Here is an 18,396-nt window from a genome sequence, read left to right on the forward strand (position 1 = left end):
GATTGTTTCCGCCTCTCAATTCTTGATAAATATTTGATCGACCGCATCCAAGATCCGATCTGGGTCTGGTAGCTGATGGGCTTCGAGCCGCGCAGGCGGGTAAGGGATGTCGTGTCCTCCCACTCGATGCACAGGTGCCAGCAACTGGTGGAAGCAGTGGTGGGCCACATGAGCCGCGATCTCGGCTCCAACACCGAAAGAGACCGGTGCTTCGTGTACGATGATTAGTCGGCCGGTTTTACGGACTGATGTTTCGATCGTGGCGAAGTCGATCGGTGAGATCGATCGTATGTCGATGACTTCGACTGAACGACCTTCTTGTGCGGCAAGGGTTGCAGCCGTAACTGCAGTTGCGACCGATGCACCGTAGGCGACGATGGTGACGTCGAACCCTGGAGTGACGACTCGTGCACTGTTTAGCTGCAGATCGGGATCGGCTCGCAAATCGACTAGCCCCTTGCCCCAGTATAGGCGTTTTGGCTCAAGAAACACCACGGGGTCGTCGAGCTCGATCACTTGGCGGATCATTGTGTAAGCATCCGAGGGGGTGCTCGGCGATAGGACTCGTAGGCCAGCGGTGTGGGCGAAGTACGCTTCGGGGGATTCCGAGTGGTGTTCTACGGCACCGATTCCCCCACCGTATGGGATACGAATTGTCAAGCCCGCTTTGACCATTCCTCGTGTGCGGTAATGAATTTTGGCAACTTGGGATACGATCTGATCGAATGCCGGATAAACGAATCCATCGAATTGGATCTCGCACACTGGCCGATAGCCACGCAGCGCCATACCGAAAGCCGTTCCGATGATTCCAGATTCAGCCAGCGGAGTATCAATGACGCGGTTGGACCCGAAGTCTTTCTGCAGGTCGTTGGTGACACGGAACACCCCGCCTAGGCGCCCCACGTCTTGCCCCATCACCAGCACTTTGGAGTCGCCTTCAAGAGCGTGTCGCAGGCCCAAGTTGAGAGCGGCGGCCATGGTGATCAGCATGGTGAGTCCTCCAGCGTGTCAAGGTAAGACGAATAGCCTTCGCGCTGGCTGTCGAGTTTGGAATGCGTTGTGGCGTAAACGTTGTCGAATATGCTCAAGGGGGCTGGATCTGGCATGCCGATCGTCTCAGACCGGACCCGTTCTGCCACCTCATCCGACCGCATCTGCACACGCGCGACGAACTCGTCATCGAAGAATCCGTTCCTTTCGAGCAGTCGGCGGATCCGGTCGAGCGGATCGCGGACCCTCCACGCATCTACTTCCACATTCGACCTGTATCGAGTCGGATCATCCGCAGTGGTATGTGGACCCATGCGGTAAGTAATCGCCTCGATAAACGCCGGCCCAGCCCCTTCGCGGGACCGTCTGATCGCTTGTCGGGCTACGGCCAGCACAGCCAATACATCGTTGCCGTCGACCTGGATGGACGGAATACCGTAGCCTGCGGCGCGCTGAGCAATCGGACTCGGACTTTGTATGTGCACTGGCTCACTGATGGCCCACTGATTATTCTGGCAGAAGAACACAACAGGGGCGCTCCACGTGCTGGCAAAAACCAGTGCTTCGGCGATGTCACCCTGGCTAGTTGCACCGTCACCGAAGTAGACGATGGTGGCAATATCATCGCCGTCCATCTGCGCTGCGTAGGCGAACCCGACGGCGTGCAAGCCCTGCGATCCGACGACGATCGAAGGATTGGTCATATTGACCGTGTTCGGATCCCACCCTGAATGGGCGCATCCGCGCCAAGGGGCTGTTATCAATCCAGGATCGACACCTCTACAGTAGGCCACTCCGTGTTCACGATAGCTGTTAAAGACATAGTCGTCGGAATGCAATGCACGCGCCGAACCGACTTGCGCGGCCTCCTGCCCATGCAGCGGCGTCCACAATGCAAGTTCACCCTGTCGTTGCAGGGCCGTAGCCTCGGTATCGATGCGACGGACTACGACCAGATCCTCGTAAAGGGCCTGTAGCTGGGTCGGCCCGATGTCGGAGACATCCGGTGTGTATCGGGGGTCGTAAACTCGTTGGCCGTCTGGTTGAACTGATCTGCCGCGGGGATTTCGGACAATGGAGATGACTAATTCAGGCCGTGATCGCGAGCTGCTTGTAACTGTAGTGGACATCGTTCGGGAACCGGTATCCGAGTGCTGAATGTCGACGCCTCGAATTGTAAAAGCCTTCGATGTACTTGATGATGTCTTGTCGCGCTTTGTCTTTGGTGGGATAGACTGTTCGGTAGATGCGCTCGTTCTTCAGTGCCGCAAAGAAACTTTCGGCCATACTGTTGTCCCAACACACCCCAGTCCGTCCCATCGACGACCGTATGCCCAGAGAGCTCACCAGAGTCCGGTAGGCCCGAGAGGTGTAGACACTGCCGCGATCGGAGTGAAAGATCGCGTCCGGCTCGATGAGGGTCGTTGCCGCTGCGTTCGTCAACGCAGTCGCGACGAGCTCGGTGCGCATGTGATCTGCGATAGACCACCCCACGACTTTGCGAGAAAAGCAATCGATGACCGTCGCGAGATAGACGAACCCCTGCCAAGTGTGAACGTAGGTGATGTCGCCGACGAACGTGATCCCCGGACGGTCCGCGGTGAAGTCCCGCAGCAGCAAATCCGGAACGACCGGTTCACCGTCCGGGGCGGAATCGGTGGTGACCCGAAACGGACGCAGCTGGCACGGGATCAGGTCGTGTTCTCGCATGATCGAACGCACCAATTCCGGGGAACACTCGACGCCGGCTGCGGCGAGATCTGCATGGATGCGGCGGTAGCCGTAGGTTCCGTTCGATGCACCGAAGAACGATCGAATCTGTTCTGCAAGAACATCTCTGCGGATGGAAGTGGCGGACTGTGGTCGGCTGCGCCAGTGGTAGAAACCGGACGTCGACACCTCGAGCCAGCGGCATCGGTCGACTATCGAGACGGTCGTGGAGTCGTCGGTGACGTAGGAGTCGACGAACTCGTACTTCGCCACTACCGTGGCTCCCGCGCGAAGTACGAGGCCGCTTTTTTCAGGAAGGCCGCTTCTGCCCGAAGCTCACGGTTCTCGCGTTCGAGCTGGTTGAGGCGGGCGCGTTCGGTGAGCGTGAGATCCCCGTCGGCAGCACCGCCGTGGGTTTCGCGGTACTTGACGAGCCAGCGCCGCAGGCTGTCGTCACCGACCCCGTAGGCCTTGGCGACTTCGCTGACCAGCTTGGACGACTCGATGACCTCTCGGCACAGTTCGTCCTTGAACTCTGTCGAGAACGATCTCCGTGATCTGCTCATGCTGGTCGGACTCATTTCAGTAGATCCCTATCGTAAGCGGGTCCAGTGTCCGAAATCCGTGGGCCGATCACAACGTGACAGCGCCCCTCTGCAAGGTGTCCACGCGGGGCGAAGGTTATAAATTCGTGCTCATGGGGATAGGAGTAGTTCATTGACGTCCCGCGTCCGCCCTGGTGTTCAGTTATGCGCTCGGATTCGGCCAGTCTGTCCCAGATTCCGTAGGGTTCACTGTGAATGCATGCTGACTGCACTGGTTGATGACGGGGCATTGCTGGGAGCTGAATTTGGCGACTCGGATCCGTCGTTTGCGGGCTTGACCCCGTTCGAGGTCTGGATGGGAGAAGATCGAGGAACTCATGCGGCAGCGGCCCTTTGCCAGTCCCACCATTCGGCGACCGGGTTGAACGATCGAACGTCGAGTATCGACAACGACGTGGCCATGGGTCTTCTTTCTCACTCACGATTGACCGGAATCGGCGGACTTACTGCGAGATGCTGCGCCCGGCGGATCCGAGGTCCTGGCAGGCTTCGAGCACTCGAGCGGACATCGACGCCTCGGCGAGTTTGAGGTAAGTGCGCGGGTCGTAGACCTTCTTGTTGCCGACCTCGCCGTCAACCTTGAGCACGCCGTCGTAGTTGCTGAAGAAGTGACCGGCAATCGGACGGGTGAAGGCGTATTGGGTGTCGGTGTCGACGTTCATCTTCACCACACCGTGGTGGAGGGATTCGGCGATCTCGGACTTGAGAGAGCCGGAGCCGCCGTGGAAGACGAAGTCGAACGGCTTCGCTCCGTCGGGCAGTCCCAGTTTGGTGGCCGCGATCCGTTGCCCTTGACCGAGAACCGATGGCTCGAGCGTGACGTTGCCGGGCTTGTAAACGCCGTGAACATTCCCGAAGGTCGCGGCCAGCAGATAGCGGGAATCGGGGGTGCTCGCGCCGAGGGCGTCGATGGTCTTAGCGAAGTCGTCGTCCGAGGTGTAGAGCTTGTCGTTGATTTCAGCCTCAACCCCGTCTTCTTCTCCACCGACCACGCCGATTTCGAGTTCGAGGATGATCCGGGCTGCGGCGGCCCTTTTCAGGAGCTCTTTGGCGATGGTGAGGTTTTCGTCGATGGGGATGGCGGATCCGTCCCACATGTGGGAGTTGAACAGTGGATTCTTGCCGGCGTTGACCCGTTCTTGCGAGATGTCCAGCAGTGGCCGGACGTAGCTGTCGAGTTTGTCCTTGGGGCAGTGGTCGGTGTGCAGGGCGATGGTGACGTCGTACCGAGCGGCGACGACGTGCGCGAATTCGGCGAGGGCTACGGCGCCGGTGACCATGTCCTTGACGCCGAGTCCGGATCCGAATTCGGCTCCTCCGGTGGAGAACTGGACGATTCCGTCGCTACCTGCGTCGGCGAATCCCTTGATCGCCGCGTTGATCGCTTCCGATCCGACACAGTTGATCGCAGGGAAGGCGAAGGCGTGGTTTTTGGCGCGGTCGAGCATTTCAGCGTAGGCGTCGGGGGTGGCGATGGGCATGGGTGATGCTCCTGGCTTTTGTGCGTTCCGTGTCGCCATTTTCGGGGCAGCACGGAACGCTGTCGGGCGTCGAACGGCATGGAAGAGCTGCCGGTGAGGGTCGGGGTTAGCTGATGGTTACGGTGATCGATGCGACTGTGCCCGCGACGGCGTCGCGGGCGGGGGCGAGGTACTTACGGGGGTCGATGAGGGTGCCATCGGCGGCCAGAATGGAGCGGACGGAGCCGGTGAAGGCGACGTTCAAGATGGTGCCGACGTTGATCTTGGTGATGCCGGCACTGACGGCCTTGCGGAGGTCTTCGTCGGCAACGCCGGAGGAGCCGTGCAGCACCAGCGGCACTGGTACCGCCGAGTGAAGTCGTGCGATCAGGTCGAAGTCAAGGCTAGCGGTGCGGGTGGCCATGGCGTGTGAGCTTCCGACGGCGACGGCGAGAGCATCCACCCCGGTGGCGGCGGCGAATGCTGCTGCTTCTTGCGGGTCGGTCCGCACGCCGGGGGCGTGGGCTCCGTCCTTGCCGCCGACCTCGCCGAGCTCGGCCTCGAGGAACAGGCCCCGCTCGTGCGCCCAGTCGGCGGCGGCCTTGGTGGCGGCGACGTTGGCGTCGTAATCGAGTTTGGAGGCGTCGAACATCACCGAACTTGCGCCGGCATCGGCGCTGGCGTGTAGCAGCGTCTCGTCTTCGACGTGGTCGAGGTGCACGGAGACTGCGATCTCGGCCTCGCGGGCGACTGCCGTGACAGCGGCGACGATGGGCTTGACCTGGCCGCGGTGGAACTTGACGGCGTTCTCGCTGATCTGCAGGATCACCGGCCTGCTGGCCCGTTCGGCGCCCGCGACTATCGCCTCGGCGTGCTCGAGAGTGATCACGTTGTAAGCGGCCAGCCCGGATCCTGCGCTGTGCGCAGACGCAACGAGTTCGGCGGTGGTGGCGAGTGGCATATGTGGTCCTCCCACAGTTACGGCACTGGGTCGTGCCAGGTGATTTCGGTTGTCGTACCTGCGCTGGGGATGTCTTGCCGGGTTTCATCCACTTGACATTTATCCAACGAAAGACAACTATATCCATTAACTTCCAAGTGAGCAACATCACACGCAAAGGGTCCTTAGATGAGCAGCACGTTTTTTGTCGGGCTCGACGTCGGAACCACGACGAGCAAGGCTGTCGTGTTCACCGAGGCCGGGGATGCTGTGGCAACCGGTCGAGCCGACACTCCGTGGACCTTCACCGCCACCGGCACCGAACTCGACGCCCAGGCACTCTTGGATTCCGCGATCGCCGCACTCTCCGAGGCCCTCGAGCAATGCCCCGCCGGAGAGATCGCAGGAATCGGAGTCGCGAGCCTCGCCGAGTCCGGGGTCCTTCTCGACCGGCACGGGCAGCCGGTCGCACCGGTCATCGCCTGGCACGACACCCGAGACCACGCGGAGTTGGCCGATCTCCAGCGGCAGCTCCCCGGCCAGGAATTCTCCGCGGTCACGGGATTGCCGCTGCGCCAGCAGTGGTCGCTGACCAAGCATCGCTGGCTCGTCGACCATGTCCCGGCTGTACGAAGCGCCGTTCGGCGGCTCAACGTCGCCGAGTGGATCGTGCGGGGCCTCGGCGGCGAAGAAGCGACCGAACAATCGCTGGCATCGCGGACAGGGTGGCTTCGCCTCGCCGACCGATCCTGGTGGACGGACACCCTCGAATGGTCCGGCGCCCGGGCCGATCTGATGCCGCCGATCGTCTCCGCCGGCACGCCCCTCGGCCGAGTCGGCGCGGACGCCGGATTAGCTCGCCTGACCGGAGCGGTGCTGACGGTGGCCGGTCACGACCATCAGGCCGCGGCCATCGGCGCCGGCGCCGACGGACCAGGCGACGAACTCGACTCCTGTGGCACCGCCGAGGCCCTCGTGCGCACCGTGACGCCGGGGCTCTCACCGCTGGTGGTTGCCGACCTCGCGCATGCCGGGATCACCACCGGGTGGCACGCGGTGACCGATCACTGGTGCCTACTTGGGGCCACCCAGGGTGGCCTTGCACTGCAGCGGATCTTGGCGCTGCTCGGCAAAGACCGCAACGACCTCCCCCAACTCGATGCCACTGCCACCTCGATTCCAAAACCCTCAGTCCAGGTCGTCGCCCCGCCATTCGGCAGGGTCGACATCCTCGGAGCCGGCGACGGAGACGGTCCCCCCCAGATCTGGCGGGCTGCGCTCGAGACGGTAACCGATCAGGTGGCCGAAATTCACGACGCGATGAGCGCGGTCGCCGGTCCGCATCGGGCGCTTGTGGTTACCGGTGGCTGGTCCCGCAGCGAAGCATTGATCGAGGTCAAGCGTCGCCGGTTCGGTGACCTGGTGCGCCCGGACATCACCGAGGCCGGTGCCCGCGGGGCGGCGCTAGTGGCCAGCATGGCCGCCGGAGCGACGGCCACCCCCGGCTTCCCGGCGTGTGTGTGATGGCAACTCCCCAAGCAGCACGCGACACGTCCCTGTGCGCCGCCCCTGCCGGCCCGATCCGCGGCCGGGACGGCGGTGAGCCATTCCGCCTTCCCGGCCGACTTCCAACGACGCGTGCGGAAGGATCAGCTGCTATGAGCATTCACAACGCCGAAGCCCGCGCCCTCTACGCCGACGAGCGCAAGGTCCGCATCATCGCGGTGATGCGCAGCCGCGGGCGTATCGACGCCAACGAGATCGCCGAGCAGCTGGGCGTCACCAACGAAACGATCCGCAAGGACCTTATCCAACTCGAACGGCAAGGCCTGCTGCGCCGGGTGCACGGCGGCGCCGTCCCCGTGCAGTCACTCTCGTTCGAACCTGCGGTGGAGGCGCGCACCGAATTCACCACCGAGAAGACACGCATCGCCAAGGCCGCGCTCGCGCACCTGCCAGAGCAGGGATCGGTACTGATCGACGCCGGATCCACGACATCTCAGCTGGTCGAAATCTTCCCCGGGGACCGGGAGCTGACCGTTTACACCAACACATTGCCGCTCGCGGTGGCGCTGCTGAACCGACCGATGCTGACCGTGATCACCCTCGGCGGACGCCTGCGCACCAAAACCCTGGCCGAGGTGGGGGATTGGGCATCGAGAGCACTGGCCGAGATCAACGTCGACGTCGCATTTCTGGGCACCAACGGCATCTCGGTCACCCGCGGGCTGACCACCCCGGACCCGGAGGAAGCGGCGATCAAACGACAGATGCTCGGCTGCGCCCAGCGCCGCATCCTGCTCGCCGACCACAGCAAGGTCGGCGCGATCAGCGGCACCAAACACGGAGACCTCACGGACATCGACCTGTTGATCACCGACACCGGACTGACCGACACCCAACTCACCGAACTGGAGAAAACCGGAATGAGTGTGGAACGCACATGATCGTCACCTTGACCCCCAACCCGAGCGTGGACCGGACAGTGTTTCTCGACGACATCGTCCTCGGCTCGGTCAACCGCAGTCGCCGCAGCTGGAGCGAGCCCAGCGGCAAAGGCGTCAACGTCGCGCTAGCCCTACACACCCACGGTGAGCCGGTCCGTGCCATCGTCACCGCCGGCGGCTCGGTCGGCGCGCAGCTGCGCCAGATGCTCGAGACCGCCGGCCTGGACACCGTCTTCGTCCCCGTCACCGGCGAAATCCGCGCCAACGTCAGCCTCACCCGCCCGGACGGGGCCGTCACCAAGATCAACGAACCGGGCCCGGTCCTGACCTCAGACGAGGTCAACCGCCTCGTCCAGGCGATCGCCGCCGCCACCAACGATGCGTCCCTGCTGGTGTGCGGGGGGAGCCTTCCCGCTGGCGCCCCCATCGACCTCTACGCCCGCATTATCGAAACCGCAGCACGCCAAGGAATTCCGGTGGTCATCGACAGCTCCGGAGCCCCGCTCGCCGCCAGCATTGTCGCAGGACCCGACCTGATCAAACCGAACACCCACGAACTCGCCGAACTGACCGGCCAGGCCCTGCACACCCTCGGTGACGTCATCGACGCCGCCGACGAGGTCCGTGCCCGCGGCGCCGGAGCGGTACTGGCCAGCCTCGGAGCCGACGGAGCCGTCCTCGTCGACGACGGGGGCACCCTCTACGGCCGCGCCCCCGTCGACCGGGTCGTCAGCACCGTCGGTGCCGGCGACGCCATGCTCGCCGGATATCTCGCCGGCCGCCGCGATCGCCGCACCGCCTTGGCCACCGCCCTGGAATGGGGTGCAGCTGCCGTGCAACACGAGGGAACCCTGTTCTCGCCGGCCACCGCGCCGCAGGTGACCGTCACCCTCTACGACGACGTCGACCGCCGCCGCATCCTGCATGACGACGAACCCGCACCCACCGCGGCGACCGCCACCCCTGCCGAACCCGGCCTGCGCACAGGTGCCTGAGCTGCAGCCTGATGTCTCCTCGATTACTCTCCAGCGACGAAGGACCGACCCAATGACGAACACCATGCAAGCAGTTGTGATCTACGGCCGCGAGGACTACCGCCTCGAACAGCTCCCGATCCCAGTGCCCGGCCCCGGCGAGGCACTGGTCAAAGTTCAGGCCGTCGGCATCTGTGCCAGCGACCTCAAGTGTTACCACGGCGCGCACATGTACTGGGGCGACGGCCCGGTGCCCCCGAACGTCGACCTGCAGGTGACGCCAGGCCACGAGTTTGTCGGCGAGATCGTCGCGATCGACGACCAGGGCCGCGAGCGGTGGGGCGTCGACGCAGGTGACCGGGTGGTCTCCGAGCAGATCGTGCCGTGCTGGAAGTGCCGGTACTGCCAGCGCGGTCAGTACTGGATGTGCGCCCCGCACCGTATCTACGGATTTCGGCGAGTGGTCAACGGGGCCATGGCCGAATACATGATCTACCCGGCCGACGCGATCGTGCACAAGGTGTCCAAGGACATTCCCGCCGCGCATGCCGCGTTCGCCGAACCGCTCTCCTGCGCCTTGCATGCCGTCGAGCGTGCCCAGATCAGCTTCGGTGACGTCGTGGTGGTCGCCGGCTGCGGCCCCATCGGTCTCGGCATGATCGCCGGAGCCCGCGCCAAGAGCCCGGCTCACGTCATCGCCCTCGATCTGGCCCCGGCCAAGCTCGATCTCGCCCGCGCCTGCGGCGCCGACATCGTCGTAAACATCACCGAGGAGAACGCCGAACAGATCGTGCGCGATCTGACCGACGGATACGGTGCCGACGTCTACCTCGAAGCCACCGGACACCCCTCGGCAGTGTCGCAGGGATTGAACCTGCTCCGCAAGCTCGGCCGCTACGTCGAATACGGCATCTTCGCCAACGAGGTCTCGGTCGACTGGTCCATCATCAGCGACGTCAAAGAGCTCGACGTCCTCGGCGCCCACCTGGGTCCGCACTGCTGGCCGACGGCCATCAAGATGATCGAATCCGGCACCCTGCCGATGGATCGCATCTGCACCCACCAGCTGCCCCTGAACGAGTTCCAGAAGGGACTCGACCTCGTCGGCAGCGGCAGCGAATCGGTCAAGGTGTCGCTGCTGCCGCCGAGCAGCGCACCGGAATGAGAACTTCGCCTATGCGTATCGTCAAATAATTTTCGCTGCACAGAATTCACCGCACCAAGGTAACGACGCGGCCGGTGTGCTCGAGGGCCGAAATCTCCGTTGTTGCACATGAGAAGCATCAGTAGTAATTCACGTCTGTCTACAGGCAGCCTTCTGTCTCGAGAAAGTCCTCCCATGCGACGCAAACTCTTCGCCGCCAGCATCTGCTGTGCCGCGACGACCCTGACACTGTCCGGATGTGCCGGAGCGGGATCGCTCGGCAGCTCCAGCGGTGACACAGTCACCATCGCCATGGTGTCCAACCCCCAGATGCAGGACGCCATCAAGTTGTCCGAACAGTTCGAAGCCGAAAACCCGGGCATTCACCTGAAGTTCGTCACGCTGCCCGAAAACGAGGCCCGCGCGAAGATCACCGCCTCCACCGCGACCGGCGGCGGCGAGTTCGACGTCACGATGATCAGCAACTACGAAACCCCACAGTGGGCAGAGAACGGCTGGCTGACCAACCTCGAGCCGTACATCGCCGCGACCGAGGGCTACGACCAGGACGACTTCATCCCCTCTATCAAGGACGCCCTGTCCTATGAAGGGGACATGTACTCGGTCCCGTTCTACGGCGAATCGTCGTTCCTGATGTACCGCAAGGACCTGTTCGACAAGGCCGGGATCACCGTCCCCAACGACCCGACCTGGGATCAGGTTGCCAGCTGGGCGCAGCAGTTCGACAACTCTGCCGAGGACATGACCGGAATCTGCCTGCGCGGCAAACCTGGCTGGGGCGAGGTCCTCGCCCCACTGGACACGGTGATCAACACCTTCGGCGGCCGCTGGTTCGACAAGAACTGGAACGCCCAACTCAACAGCCCCGAGGTGAAGAAGGCAGTCCAGTTCTACGTCGACCTCGTCCGCGAGCACGGTGAACCCGGACCTGCGACAAGCGGGTTCAGCGAGTGCGCCACTCAGTTCTCGCAGGGACACACCGCGATGTGGTACGACGCCACCTCCGCCGTAAACACCGTCGAGAGTCCCGAATCGAGCCAGGTCGTCGGCAAGGTCGGCTATGCCAAGGCCCCGATGGTGGAGAAGGAGAACCCCGGCTGGCTCTACACCTGGTCGCTCGGCATCCCCGAATCCAGTCACCAGAAGGACGCCGCCTGGAAGTTCGTGTCCTGGATGACGAACAAGCAGTACATCGAGAAGGTCGGAAACGATCTCGGCTGGGAACGAGTCCCGCCCGGCAGCCGGAACTCGACCTACCGGATTCCGCAGTACGACGAGATCAGCGCCGCCTACGGCCCGATCACCCTCGAGTCGATCAAGAACGCCGACTCCCAGCACCCCACCGTGCAGCCGGTGCCCTACACCGGGGTTCAGTTCCTCACCATCCCCGAGTTCCAGGATCTCGGCACCCGGGTCAGCCAGCAGATTAGCTCTGCGATCGCCGGCCGCACCAGCGTCGACGACGCACTCGACCAGGCGCAGCAATACGCCGAAGTGGTCGGCAAAACCTACCAGGAGGAGGGACGATGACCACGATTACCACACCCCGCCCCGATGCCTCACCGGTCCGGGCGCCGCAGAAGCCGAGAGTGAGCCGCGCCGAAGGGTGGCGCCGCCGCGGCCCCTTGCTGCCCGCGCTGATCTTCATGATCGTCGTCACTCAGGTGCCGTTCCTGTTCACCCTGTACTACTCGACGCAGTCGTGGAACCTGGTCCGTCCCGGTTCTCGGGAGTTCAACTGGCTCAACAACTATGTCGACGTCTTCCGGGACACGCAGTTTCGGACGGTGGCGGTCAACACCGTCATCATGATCGTCGGTACCGTGATCATCTCGGTGGTTCTCGGGTTGCTGTTGGCGCTACTGCTCGACCGTTCCTTCTTCGGCCGGGGCGTCGTCCGCACTCTGTTGATCACCCCGTTCCTGGTCACCCCGGTCGCCGCCGCGCTGGTGTGGAAGACCTCGATGTTCGACCCGGTCTTCGGTATCGTCAACTTCGTTCTATCCCCGCTGGGAGTCGGGCAGATCGACTGGGTCAGCCGGTTCCCGATGGCCGCGGTGATGACAGACCTCGTCTGGCAGTGGACCCCGTTCATGATGCTGCTGATCCTCGCGGGACTGCAGTCGATGCCTCGCGACATCCTCGAAGCGGGCCGGGTCGACGGCGCCAGCGCCTTCCAGCTGTTCCGAGAGATCACCCTTCCGCACCTGCGGCGGTTCATCGAACTCGGAGCCGTCCTCGGGGCGATCTACCTGGTCAACACCTTCGACGCGGTCTACATGATGACGCAGGGCGGCCCCGGCGTGGCGAGCTCGAACCTGCCGTTCTACATCTACCAGCGCGCCTTCCTAGGATTCGACATCGGCCAGGCCGCCGCCATGGGCGTGGTCACCGTCATCGCCACCATCGCCGTATCCACCCTGGCGCTGCGCCTGATTTTCACCAGTTTCAGCGGAAAAGAAGAGACAGCTTGATGAGCACTGATCCGACCCGACCCGGCGCCATGATCACCCGCGGGTCCACCGCCCCCGGTACCGCAACGAAAGCACCGAAGAAACGTGCCCGGTTCAGTCCGTGGGGTGTCGTAGCCTGGATCGCCGCACTCGGATTCTTCTTCCCGGTCTTCTGGATGGCGCTGACGGCGTTCAAGCAGGAAGGCGACGCCTACACCGACCCACCCAAGTTGTTCTTCACTCCCACCCTGGACCAGTTCAAGGCCGTCTTCGACAGCGGCCTCGGCACCGCAGTGCTGAACTCCGTGTTCGCCACCGCCGTCTCCACCATTGTTGTTCTGTTGCTGAGTGTCCCGGCCGCGTTCGCCCTGTCGCTGCGACCGGTCAAGGGCACCAAGGACGCCCTGTTCTTCTTCATCAGCACCAAAATGCTGCCCGCTGTCGCCGCCATCGTGCCGTTGTACGTGATTGTCAACAAGGTCGGTCTCCTCGACAACATCTGGGCACTGATCATCATGTACACCGCCATGAACCTGCCCATTGCCGTGTGGATGATGCGCTCGTTCTTCCTCGAGGTACCCGGCGAGTTGCTCGAAGCCGCCAGCATGGACGGTGCCAGCTTGTGGACGTCGGTGCGCGAGGTGATTTTGCCACTTGTCTCCCCAGGCATCGCCGCTACCGCGCTGATCTGCGTGATCTTCTCATGGAACGAATTTTTCTTCGCCCTCAACCTCACCGCCGTGCAAGCACAGACGGTGCCTGTATTCCTGGTCGGCTTCATCACCGGCGAAGGCCTGTACTGGGCGCGACTGTCCGCCGCCGCGACCATGGCAGCCCTCCCCGTCATCCTCGCCGGATGGTTCGCGCAGAACAAACTCGTGCGCGGCCTATCCTTCGGCGCCATCAAATAGCCCATACACCTTTTCCTTTCAGGAGTAACTCTCATGGCCACCATCGACTACAAGCAGGCCTCCTGCATCTACGAAGGCGCAGGCACCCTCGCCGTCGACAACCTCGACCTGCAGATCGAAGACGGTGAATTCGTCGTCCTGGTCGGCCCCTCCGGATCCGGCAAGTCCACCGCGTTGCGGATGCTCGCTGGCCTCGAAGACATCGACTCGGGCAACATCGCCATCAACGGCAACGACATGCTCGGCGTCGCCCCCAAGGACCGCGACATCGCCATGGTCTTCCAGAACTACGCCCTCTACCCCAACAAGACCGTCGGGGAGAACATGGGCTTCGCACTGAAAATGCGCGGCATCGGCGCCGAGGAACGCAAGAAGCGGGTTGCCGATGCCGCCCGCATGCTCGACCTGACGGAGTACCTCGACCGCAAACCCGCCAAACTGTCCGGCGGACAGCGCCAGCGCGTCGCTATGGGGCGGGCCATCGTCCGCGAACCGCAGGTGTTCTGCATGGACGAACCGCTCTCGAACCTGGACGCGAAACTGCGGGTGCAGACCCGCACCCAGATCGCCGCCCTGCAACAGCGCTTGGGCACCACCACCGTCTACGTCACCCACGACCAGGTCGAGGCGATGACCATGGGGGACCGCGTTGCGGTTCTCAAGAACGGTGTGCTGCAGCAGTTCTCGTCCCCGACCGAGCTGTATGACAAACCGGTCAACGCGTTCGTCGCCGGGTTCATCGGCTCGCCGGCGATGAATCTGATCACCGCGCCCGTGACGGCGGACGGTGTCCAGATCGGCACGTCGGTCCTGAAGGTCGAACGTGATCAGCTCGCCGAGGTAAGCAAGCTGGGCCTCGACACCGTCACCGTCGGGATCCGCCCCGAGCAGCTCGAGCTCGCCGGCGAGGCCGACGGTATCCGTGCCGTGGTCGATCTGGTCGAGGAACTCGGCAGCGAGTCCTACGTGTACACCCACGTCGGAGCCGGCCACGATTCACTCTCCTTGGTCGCCCGCGCCCCCGGCCGTGCGCCGGCACGCCTCGCCGACACCGTCGGCCTGCGCACCGGTGCCGGACCCGTGCACCTGTTCCACCCGGTCAGCGGCGACCGCATCGGCAACTGACCCCGACCCCCTTCAGACAGGAGACACGATCATGCGGGCAGCCATCGCGGACGGCACCGGAACATTGACCCTGACCACCGTCGACGACCCCACCCCGGGACCGTCCGACGTCATCATCCAGGTCGACAGCTGCGGTGTCTGCGGCACCGACCTGCACATCATCGACGGAGACTACCCCGCCGCGCGGACGTCGATAGTGCCCGGTCACGAAATCGCCGGGACGGTCGTCGCCCGCGGCCGCGACGCACAGCACCTCGAGGAGGGCGATTTCGTCGTCGTCGACCCGGTCGTCGAGTGCGGCCACTGCCTTCAGTGCCGCTCCGGACGGACGAATCTGTGCGCGAATTGGCAGGGATACGGGGTCACCCTGCCCGGTGGTTTCGCCGACTACGTCCACGTGCGGGCGGTCGACGCCCAACTGCTGCCCCCTTCCGTCCCCCGCAAGTGGGCCACGCTGGTCGAGCCGCTGTCCTGCGTCCTGCACGCACTCGACCGGATGGGGCCCGTCTACCCGGGCGACACCGCCCTGGTCATCGGAGCAGGCACGACCGGACTGATCCTCAGCCAACTCCTCACCGCATCCGGGGCACGCGTCGACGTCGTCGACCGCAATCCCGAGCGCTACTCGCGTGCCGGGCATTTCGGTGCACACCGTGCCGCCGGCGACATCGACGCCCTCGAACAACCGTTGGGCTGGGACTTGGTTGTCGAGGCCACCGGATCGGTCGGCGGTTTCCAGGCCGGTCTGAACGCCGTGCGGCAGGCGGGCCGGTTCCACGTGTTCGGGGTCTCGAGCCCCGACGCGACCGCGCAGGTGTCCCCGTACGATATCTTCGCCAAGGAACTGGCCATCACCGGATCCCAGTCGCTGCAACATACCTTCGGCCGAGCCGCGCATGCCCTCGCCGCCGGCGTGCTCGACGGCGAAGCCCTGGTCACCGCTCAAGTCCCGCTGCCCGACATCGAGAAGGCCATCGATCTGGTCCGCCGCGGCGAAGGCGTCAAGACGCAGATCACTCGATCCTGACGAGCCGTCCCTCTCCCGATGCCCACGGGCTGAACCAGCACGCCTTCAGTCCCCGCTCTGCATCCGACTAAGGAAACCCAGCATGACTCTCGCCGAGAGGCCCGTCATCGGACTGATCCCGGACCGCAACCCCGCAATGGAACTCGTCCGCGTCACCGAGACAGGCGCCCTCGCCTCCGGGCGCTGGGTGAGGCGAGGGGAGAAGGAACTCGGCGACGGTGCCGCCGACGACGCCATGCGCCAACTCCTCTCCACCGTCTCGATGACTGGCGTCGTGGTGATCGGGGAAGGCGAAAAGGACGAAGCCCCGATGCTGTTCAACGGGGAAACCGTGGGAAATGAATCCGGGCCCGCCAGCGATGTCGCGGTCGGCCCGGTCGAGGGACCCCCTGATGGCCAAGGATCTACCCAACGCCATCTCGGCCCTCGCCGAACGCGGCGCCATGCTCGAACCCTCTGCGATGTTCTACATGGACAAACTCGTGGTCGGCTCCGACGCCGCCAATGTCGTCGATATCACCGCACCGGTGGAGGAGAAACTTCGACGACTGGCCGCAGTCCGCGACGCCCGAGCGTCGGATCTGACCGTGTGCATCCTCGACCGCCCCCGGCATCAGACACTCATTGCCCGTGTACGCGCCTCCGGCGCCCGCATCCGACTCGTCGCCGATGGTGACGTCGCCGGCGCGATCGCAGCCTGCCGCCCCGAATCCGGGACCGACATGATGATCGGCATCGGCGGCACCCCAGAGGGCGGCATCATCCAGGCACGCCTGGCACCGACCGATGCCGAACGAAGCAAAGCCCTCGACGCCGGACACGACCTGGACCGTGTCCTCACCACCGAAAACCTCGTCGCTGGGGACAACGTCTTCTTCGCTGCCACCGGCGTCACCGACGGTGACCTCCTCCGTGGAGTGCATTACACACACGACACCGCCACCACTCAATCGATCGTCATGAAGAGCAAATCCGGCACCGTCCGCACCATCGACTCCCAATACCGACTCTCCGACGTACCCACCCCTCATAAGCCGAAGGAACACCATGCCCCTCACGGATCCCATCTCGTCAAGTAGAGCCGGCGACCCGATCGGCCTCGTCGAGTCGTCGCGAAGAGCGAAGATCGTGTGCACCCTCGGTCCCGCGACCGCTTCCGGCGACCGCATTCGAGAACTTGTCGAGGCGGGGATGGATGTGGCGCGCCTGAACTTCAGCCACGGCGATCACGCCGATCACGAGGCCAACTTCCGGTACGTCCGGGAGACCTCGGAGCTGTCGGGTTGGCCGGTAGGTGTTATCGCCGACCTGCAGGGTCCGAAGATCCGGCGCGGGAGGCTCACTGACGGCGCAACGGTGTGGGCGACAGGAGAACAGGTTAGCATCACCGCCGACGACGCCCGTCCCGGCGACCAGTTTTTGATCGACGACGGCAAGGTGGCCTTGACCTTCCTTGAGGTGGACGGCCCCGACGTAATCTGCCGAGTCGTCGCCGACGGCCCGGTCAGCAACGATAAAAGCCTGTCCCTGCCGGGGACGAGTGTGTCGGTGCCAGCGTTGTCCAACAAGGACATCGCCGACCTCGAGTTCGCGTTGCGTCTCGGGGTTGATCTCGTCGCGCTGTCGTTCGTACGGTCCGCGTCGGACATCGACTTGGTTCATCAGGTGATGGACCAAGTCGGTCACCGGGTGCCGGTGATCGCCAAGATCGAAAAGCCCGAAGCTGTCGACGACCTCGAAGCGATCGTCCTGGCCTTCGACGCGATCATGGTCGCGCGCGGAAACCTAGGCGTCGAGTTGCCACTCGAACGAGTACCACTAGTACAGAAGCGTGCGGTGCAGATCGCCCGGGAGAACGCGAAACCGGTGATCGTCGCGACCCAGATGCTCGAGTCGATGATCGACAACTCCCGACCCACCCGAGCCGAAGCGTCCGACGTCGCCAACGCCGTCCTCGACGGTGCCGATGCGGTGATGCTCTCCGGTGAGACATCGGTCGGGCGGTTCCCAATCGAAGCCGTCGGCACGATGTCTCGGATCATCGAGGCGGTTGAAAGCGAGTCCACGCACGTGCCACCGCTGACGCACGTGCCGCGAACCAAGGCAGGCGTGATCTCCTATGCCGCACGCGATATCGGCGAGCGGTTACATGCCAAAGCCTTGGTGGCATTCACCCAGTCCGGGGACACGGTCCGGCGATTGGCGCGCCTGCACAGCCCGCTTCCCGTGCTGGCATTCACCCCGGCGCCAGAAGTGCGTCAGCAGCTGGCCCTGACCTGGGGGACTGAAACATCCGTCGTAAACCCGGTGAAATCGACCGACGAGATGATCCGTCAGATGGACCGGGCACTCCTTCGGCTCGGCAGATACCAGTGCGGGGATCTCGTCGTCATCGTCGCCGGCTCACCCCCGCACACGGTCGGGTCCACCAACCTGATTCACATCCACCGCATCGGAGAGGACGACTTCGGTGGACCTGTAGAGCCCATCCCGGAGCGATAGTCGCCCATCTGAGACCAACGGCCCCCGTTCGCGCCTGAACCGACATTCACCGCGCCCGCCCCGCCGGGTGGCACACACTATTCG

Annotated in this window: 15 protein-coding genes and 1 pseudogene; 11 read left to right on the top strand and 5 right to left on the bottom strand. The window is 63.9% G+C overall.

What is annotated here, in order from left to right; genetic code table 11:
* Nucleotides 1–15: 15 nt before the first annotated feature.
* The 5 genes from ABH922_RS25565 to ABH922_RS25585 all read right to left on the bottom strand — a co-directional run bounded on the left by ABH922_RS25565 (nt 16) and on the right by ABH922_RS25585 (nt 5,729).
* Nucleotides 16–993 (bottom strand): alpha-ketoacid dehydrogenase subunit beta, encoded by a 978-nt coding sequence (locus ABH922_RS25565; protein WP_424809857.1) that lies wholly within the window; start codon nt 991–993, stop codon nt 16–18.
* Entirely contained in the window at nt 987–2,075 is a 1,089-nt protein-coding gene (gene pdhA, locus ABH922_RS25570; protein WP_424810313.1) for a pyruvate dehydrogenase (acetyl-transferring) E1 component subunit alpha, read from the bottom strand. The genes ABH922_RS25565 and pdhA overlap by 7 nt, the downstream gene beginning before the upstream one ends.
* A gap of 7 nt (nt 2,076–2,082) precedes the next feature.
* Nucleotides 2,083–3,269 (bottom strand): IS3 family transposase gene (locus ABH922_RS25575; protein ID WP_424809858.1). Its coding sequence is split into 2 segments (ribosomal slippage): nt 2,083–3,008 and nt 3,008–3,269, totalling 1,188 coding nucleotides; the frame shifts between segments, so codons are not numbered across the junction.
* A 482-nt stretch (nt 3,270–3,751) separates the two neighbouring features.
* Entirely contained in the window at nt 3,752–4,789 is a 1,038-nt protein-coding gene (gene fbaA / locus ABH922_RS25580; protein ID WP_424809859.1) for a class II fructose-bisphosphate aldolase, read from the bottom strand.
* 106 nt (nt 4,790–4,895) lie between these two features.
* Nucleotides 4,896–5,729: a class II fructose-bisphosphate aldolase gene (locus tag ABH922_RS25585; protein WP_424809860.1), complete on the bottom strand. Its 834-nt coding sequence runs from the start codon at nt 5,727–5,729 to the stop codon at nt 4,896–4,898.
* 168 nt (nt 5,730–5,897) lie between these two features.
* Here ABH922_RS25585 and ABH922_RS25590 point away from each other — a divergent pair, with 168 nt between their 5' ends.
* From ABH922_RS25590 to pyk, 11 genes and pseudogenes are all read left to right on the top strand, one after another.
* Nucleotides 5,898–7,232 (top strand): FGGY-family carbohydrate kinase, encoded by a 1,335-nt coding sequence (locus tag ABH922_RS25590; protein ID WP_424809861.1) that lies wholly within the window; start codon nt 5,898–5,900, stop codon nt 7,230–7,232.
* Nucleotides 7,233–7,366: 134 nt separating this feature from the next.
* Nucleotides 7,367–8,155: a DeoR/GlpR family DNA-binding transcription regulator gene (locus ABH922_RS25595; protein WP_424809862.1), complete on the top strand. Its 789-nt coding sequence runs from the start codon at nt 7,367–7,369 to the stop codon at nt 8,153–8,155.
* Entirely contained in the window at nt 8,152–9,150 is a 999-nt protein-coding gene (gene pfkB / locus ABH922_RS25600) for a 1-phosphofructokinase (RefSeq protein WP_424809863.1), read from the top strand. Before ABH922_RS25595 ends, pfkB begins: the two co-directional genes overlap by 4 nt.
* A gap of 52 nt (nt 9,151–9,202) precedes the next feature.
* A complete protein-coding gene (locus ABH922_RS25605; RefSeq protein ID WP_424809864.1) occupies nt 9,203–10,294 on the top strand; it encodes an alcohol dehydrogenase catalytic domain-containing protein in 1,092 nt (363 codons plus the stop codon).
* Nucleotides 10,295–10,468: 174 nt separating this feature from the next.
* Nucleotides 10,469–11,824 (top strand): ABC transporter substrate-binding protein, encoded by a 1,356-nt coding sequence (locus ABH922_RS25610; RefSeq protein ID WP_424809865.1) that lies wholly within the window; start codon nt 10,469–10,471, stop codon nt 11,822–11,824.
* Nucleotides 11,821–12,768, top strand: coding sequence for a carbohydrate ABC transporter permease (locus ABH922_RS25615; protein WP_424809866.1), 948 nt, complete (start codon nt 11,821–11,823; stop codon nt 12,766–12,768). Before ABH922_RS25610 ends, ABH922_RS25615 begins: the two co-directional genes overlap by 4 nt.
* A complete protein-coding gene (locus ABH922_RS25620; protein ID WP_424809867.1) occupies nt 12,768–13,658 on the top strand; it encodes a carbohydrate ABC transporter permease in 891 nt (296 codons plus the stop codon). The genes ABH922_RS25615 and ABH922_RS25620 overlap by 1 nt, the downstream gene beginning before the upstream one ends.
* 33 nt (nt 13,659–13,691) lie before the next feature.
* Nucleotides 13,692–14,783, top strand: a complete 1,092-nt coding sequence (locus ABH922_RS25625; RefSeq protein ID WP_424809868.1) for an ABC transporter ATP-binding protein — start codon at nt 13,692–13,694, stop codon at nt 14,781–14,783.
* 31 nt (nt 14,784–14,814) lie between these two features.
* Nucleotides 14,815–15,810, top strand: coding sequence for an alcohol dehydrogenase catalytic domain-containing protein (locus ABH922_RS25630; RefSeq protein WP_424809869.1), 996 nt, complete (start codon nt 14,815–14,817; stop codon nt 15,808–15,810).
* Between the two features lie 82 nt (nt 15,811–15,892).
* Nucleotides 15,893–16,889, top strand: a pseudogene (locus ABH922_RS25635) (fructose-bisphosphatase class II family protein).
* On the top strand, nt 16,858–18,312 hold the full coding sequence (pyk, locus tag ABH922_RS25640) for a pyruvate kinase (RefSeq protein WP_424809870.1): 1,455 nt from the start codon (nt 16,858–16,860) through the stop codon (nt 18,310–18,312). The pseudogene ABH922_RS25635 and the gene pyk overlap by 32 nt, the downstream one beginning before the upstream one ends.
* The last annotated feature ends 84 nt before the right edge of the window (nt 18,313–18,396 follow it).

Source organism: Rhodococcus sp. 27YEA15 (assembly GCF_049739425.1).
In the GTDB taxonomy this organism is placed as follows: Bacteria; Actinomycetota; Actinomycetes; order Mycobacteriales; family Mycobacteriaceae; genus Rhodococcus_F.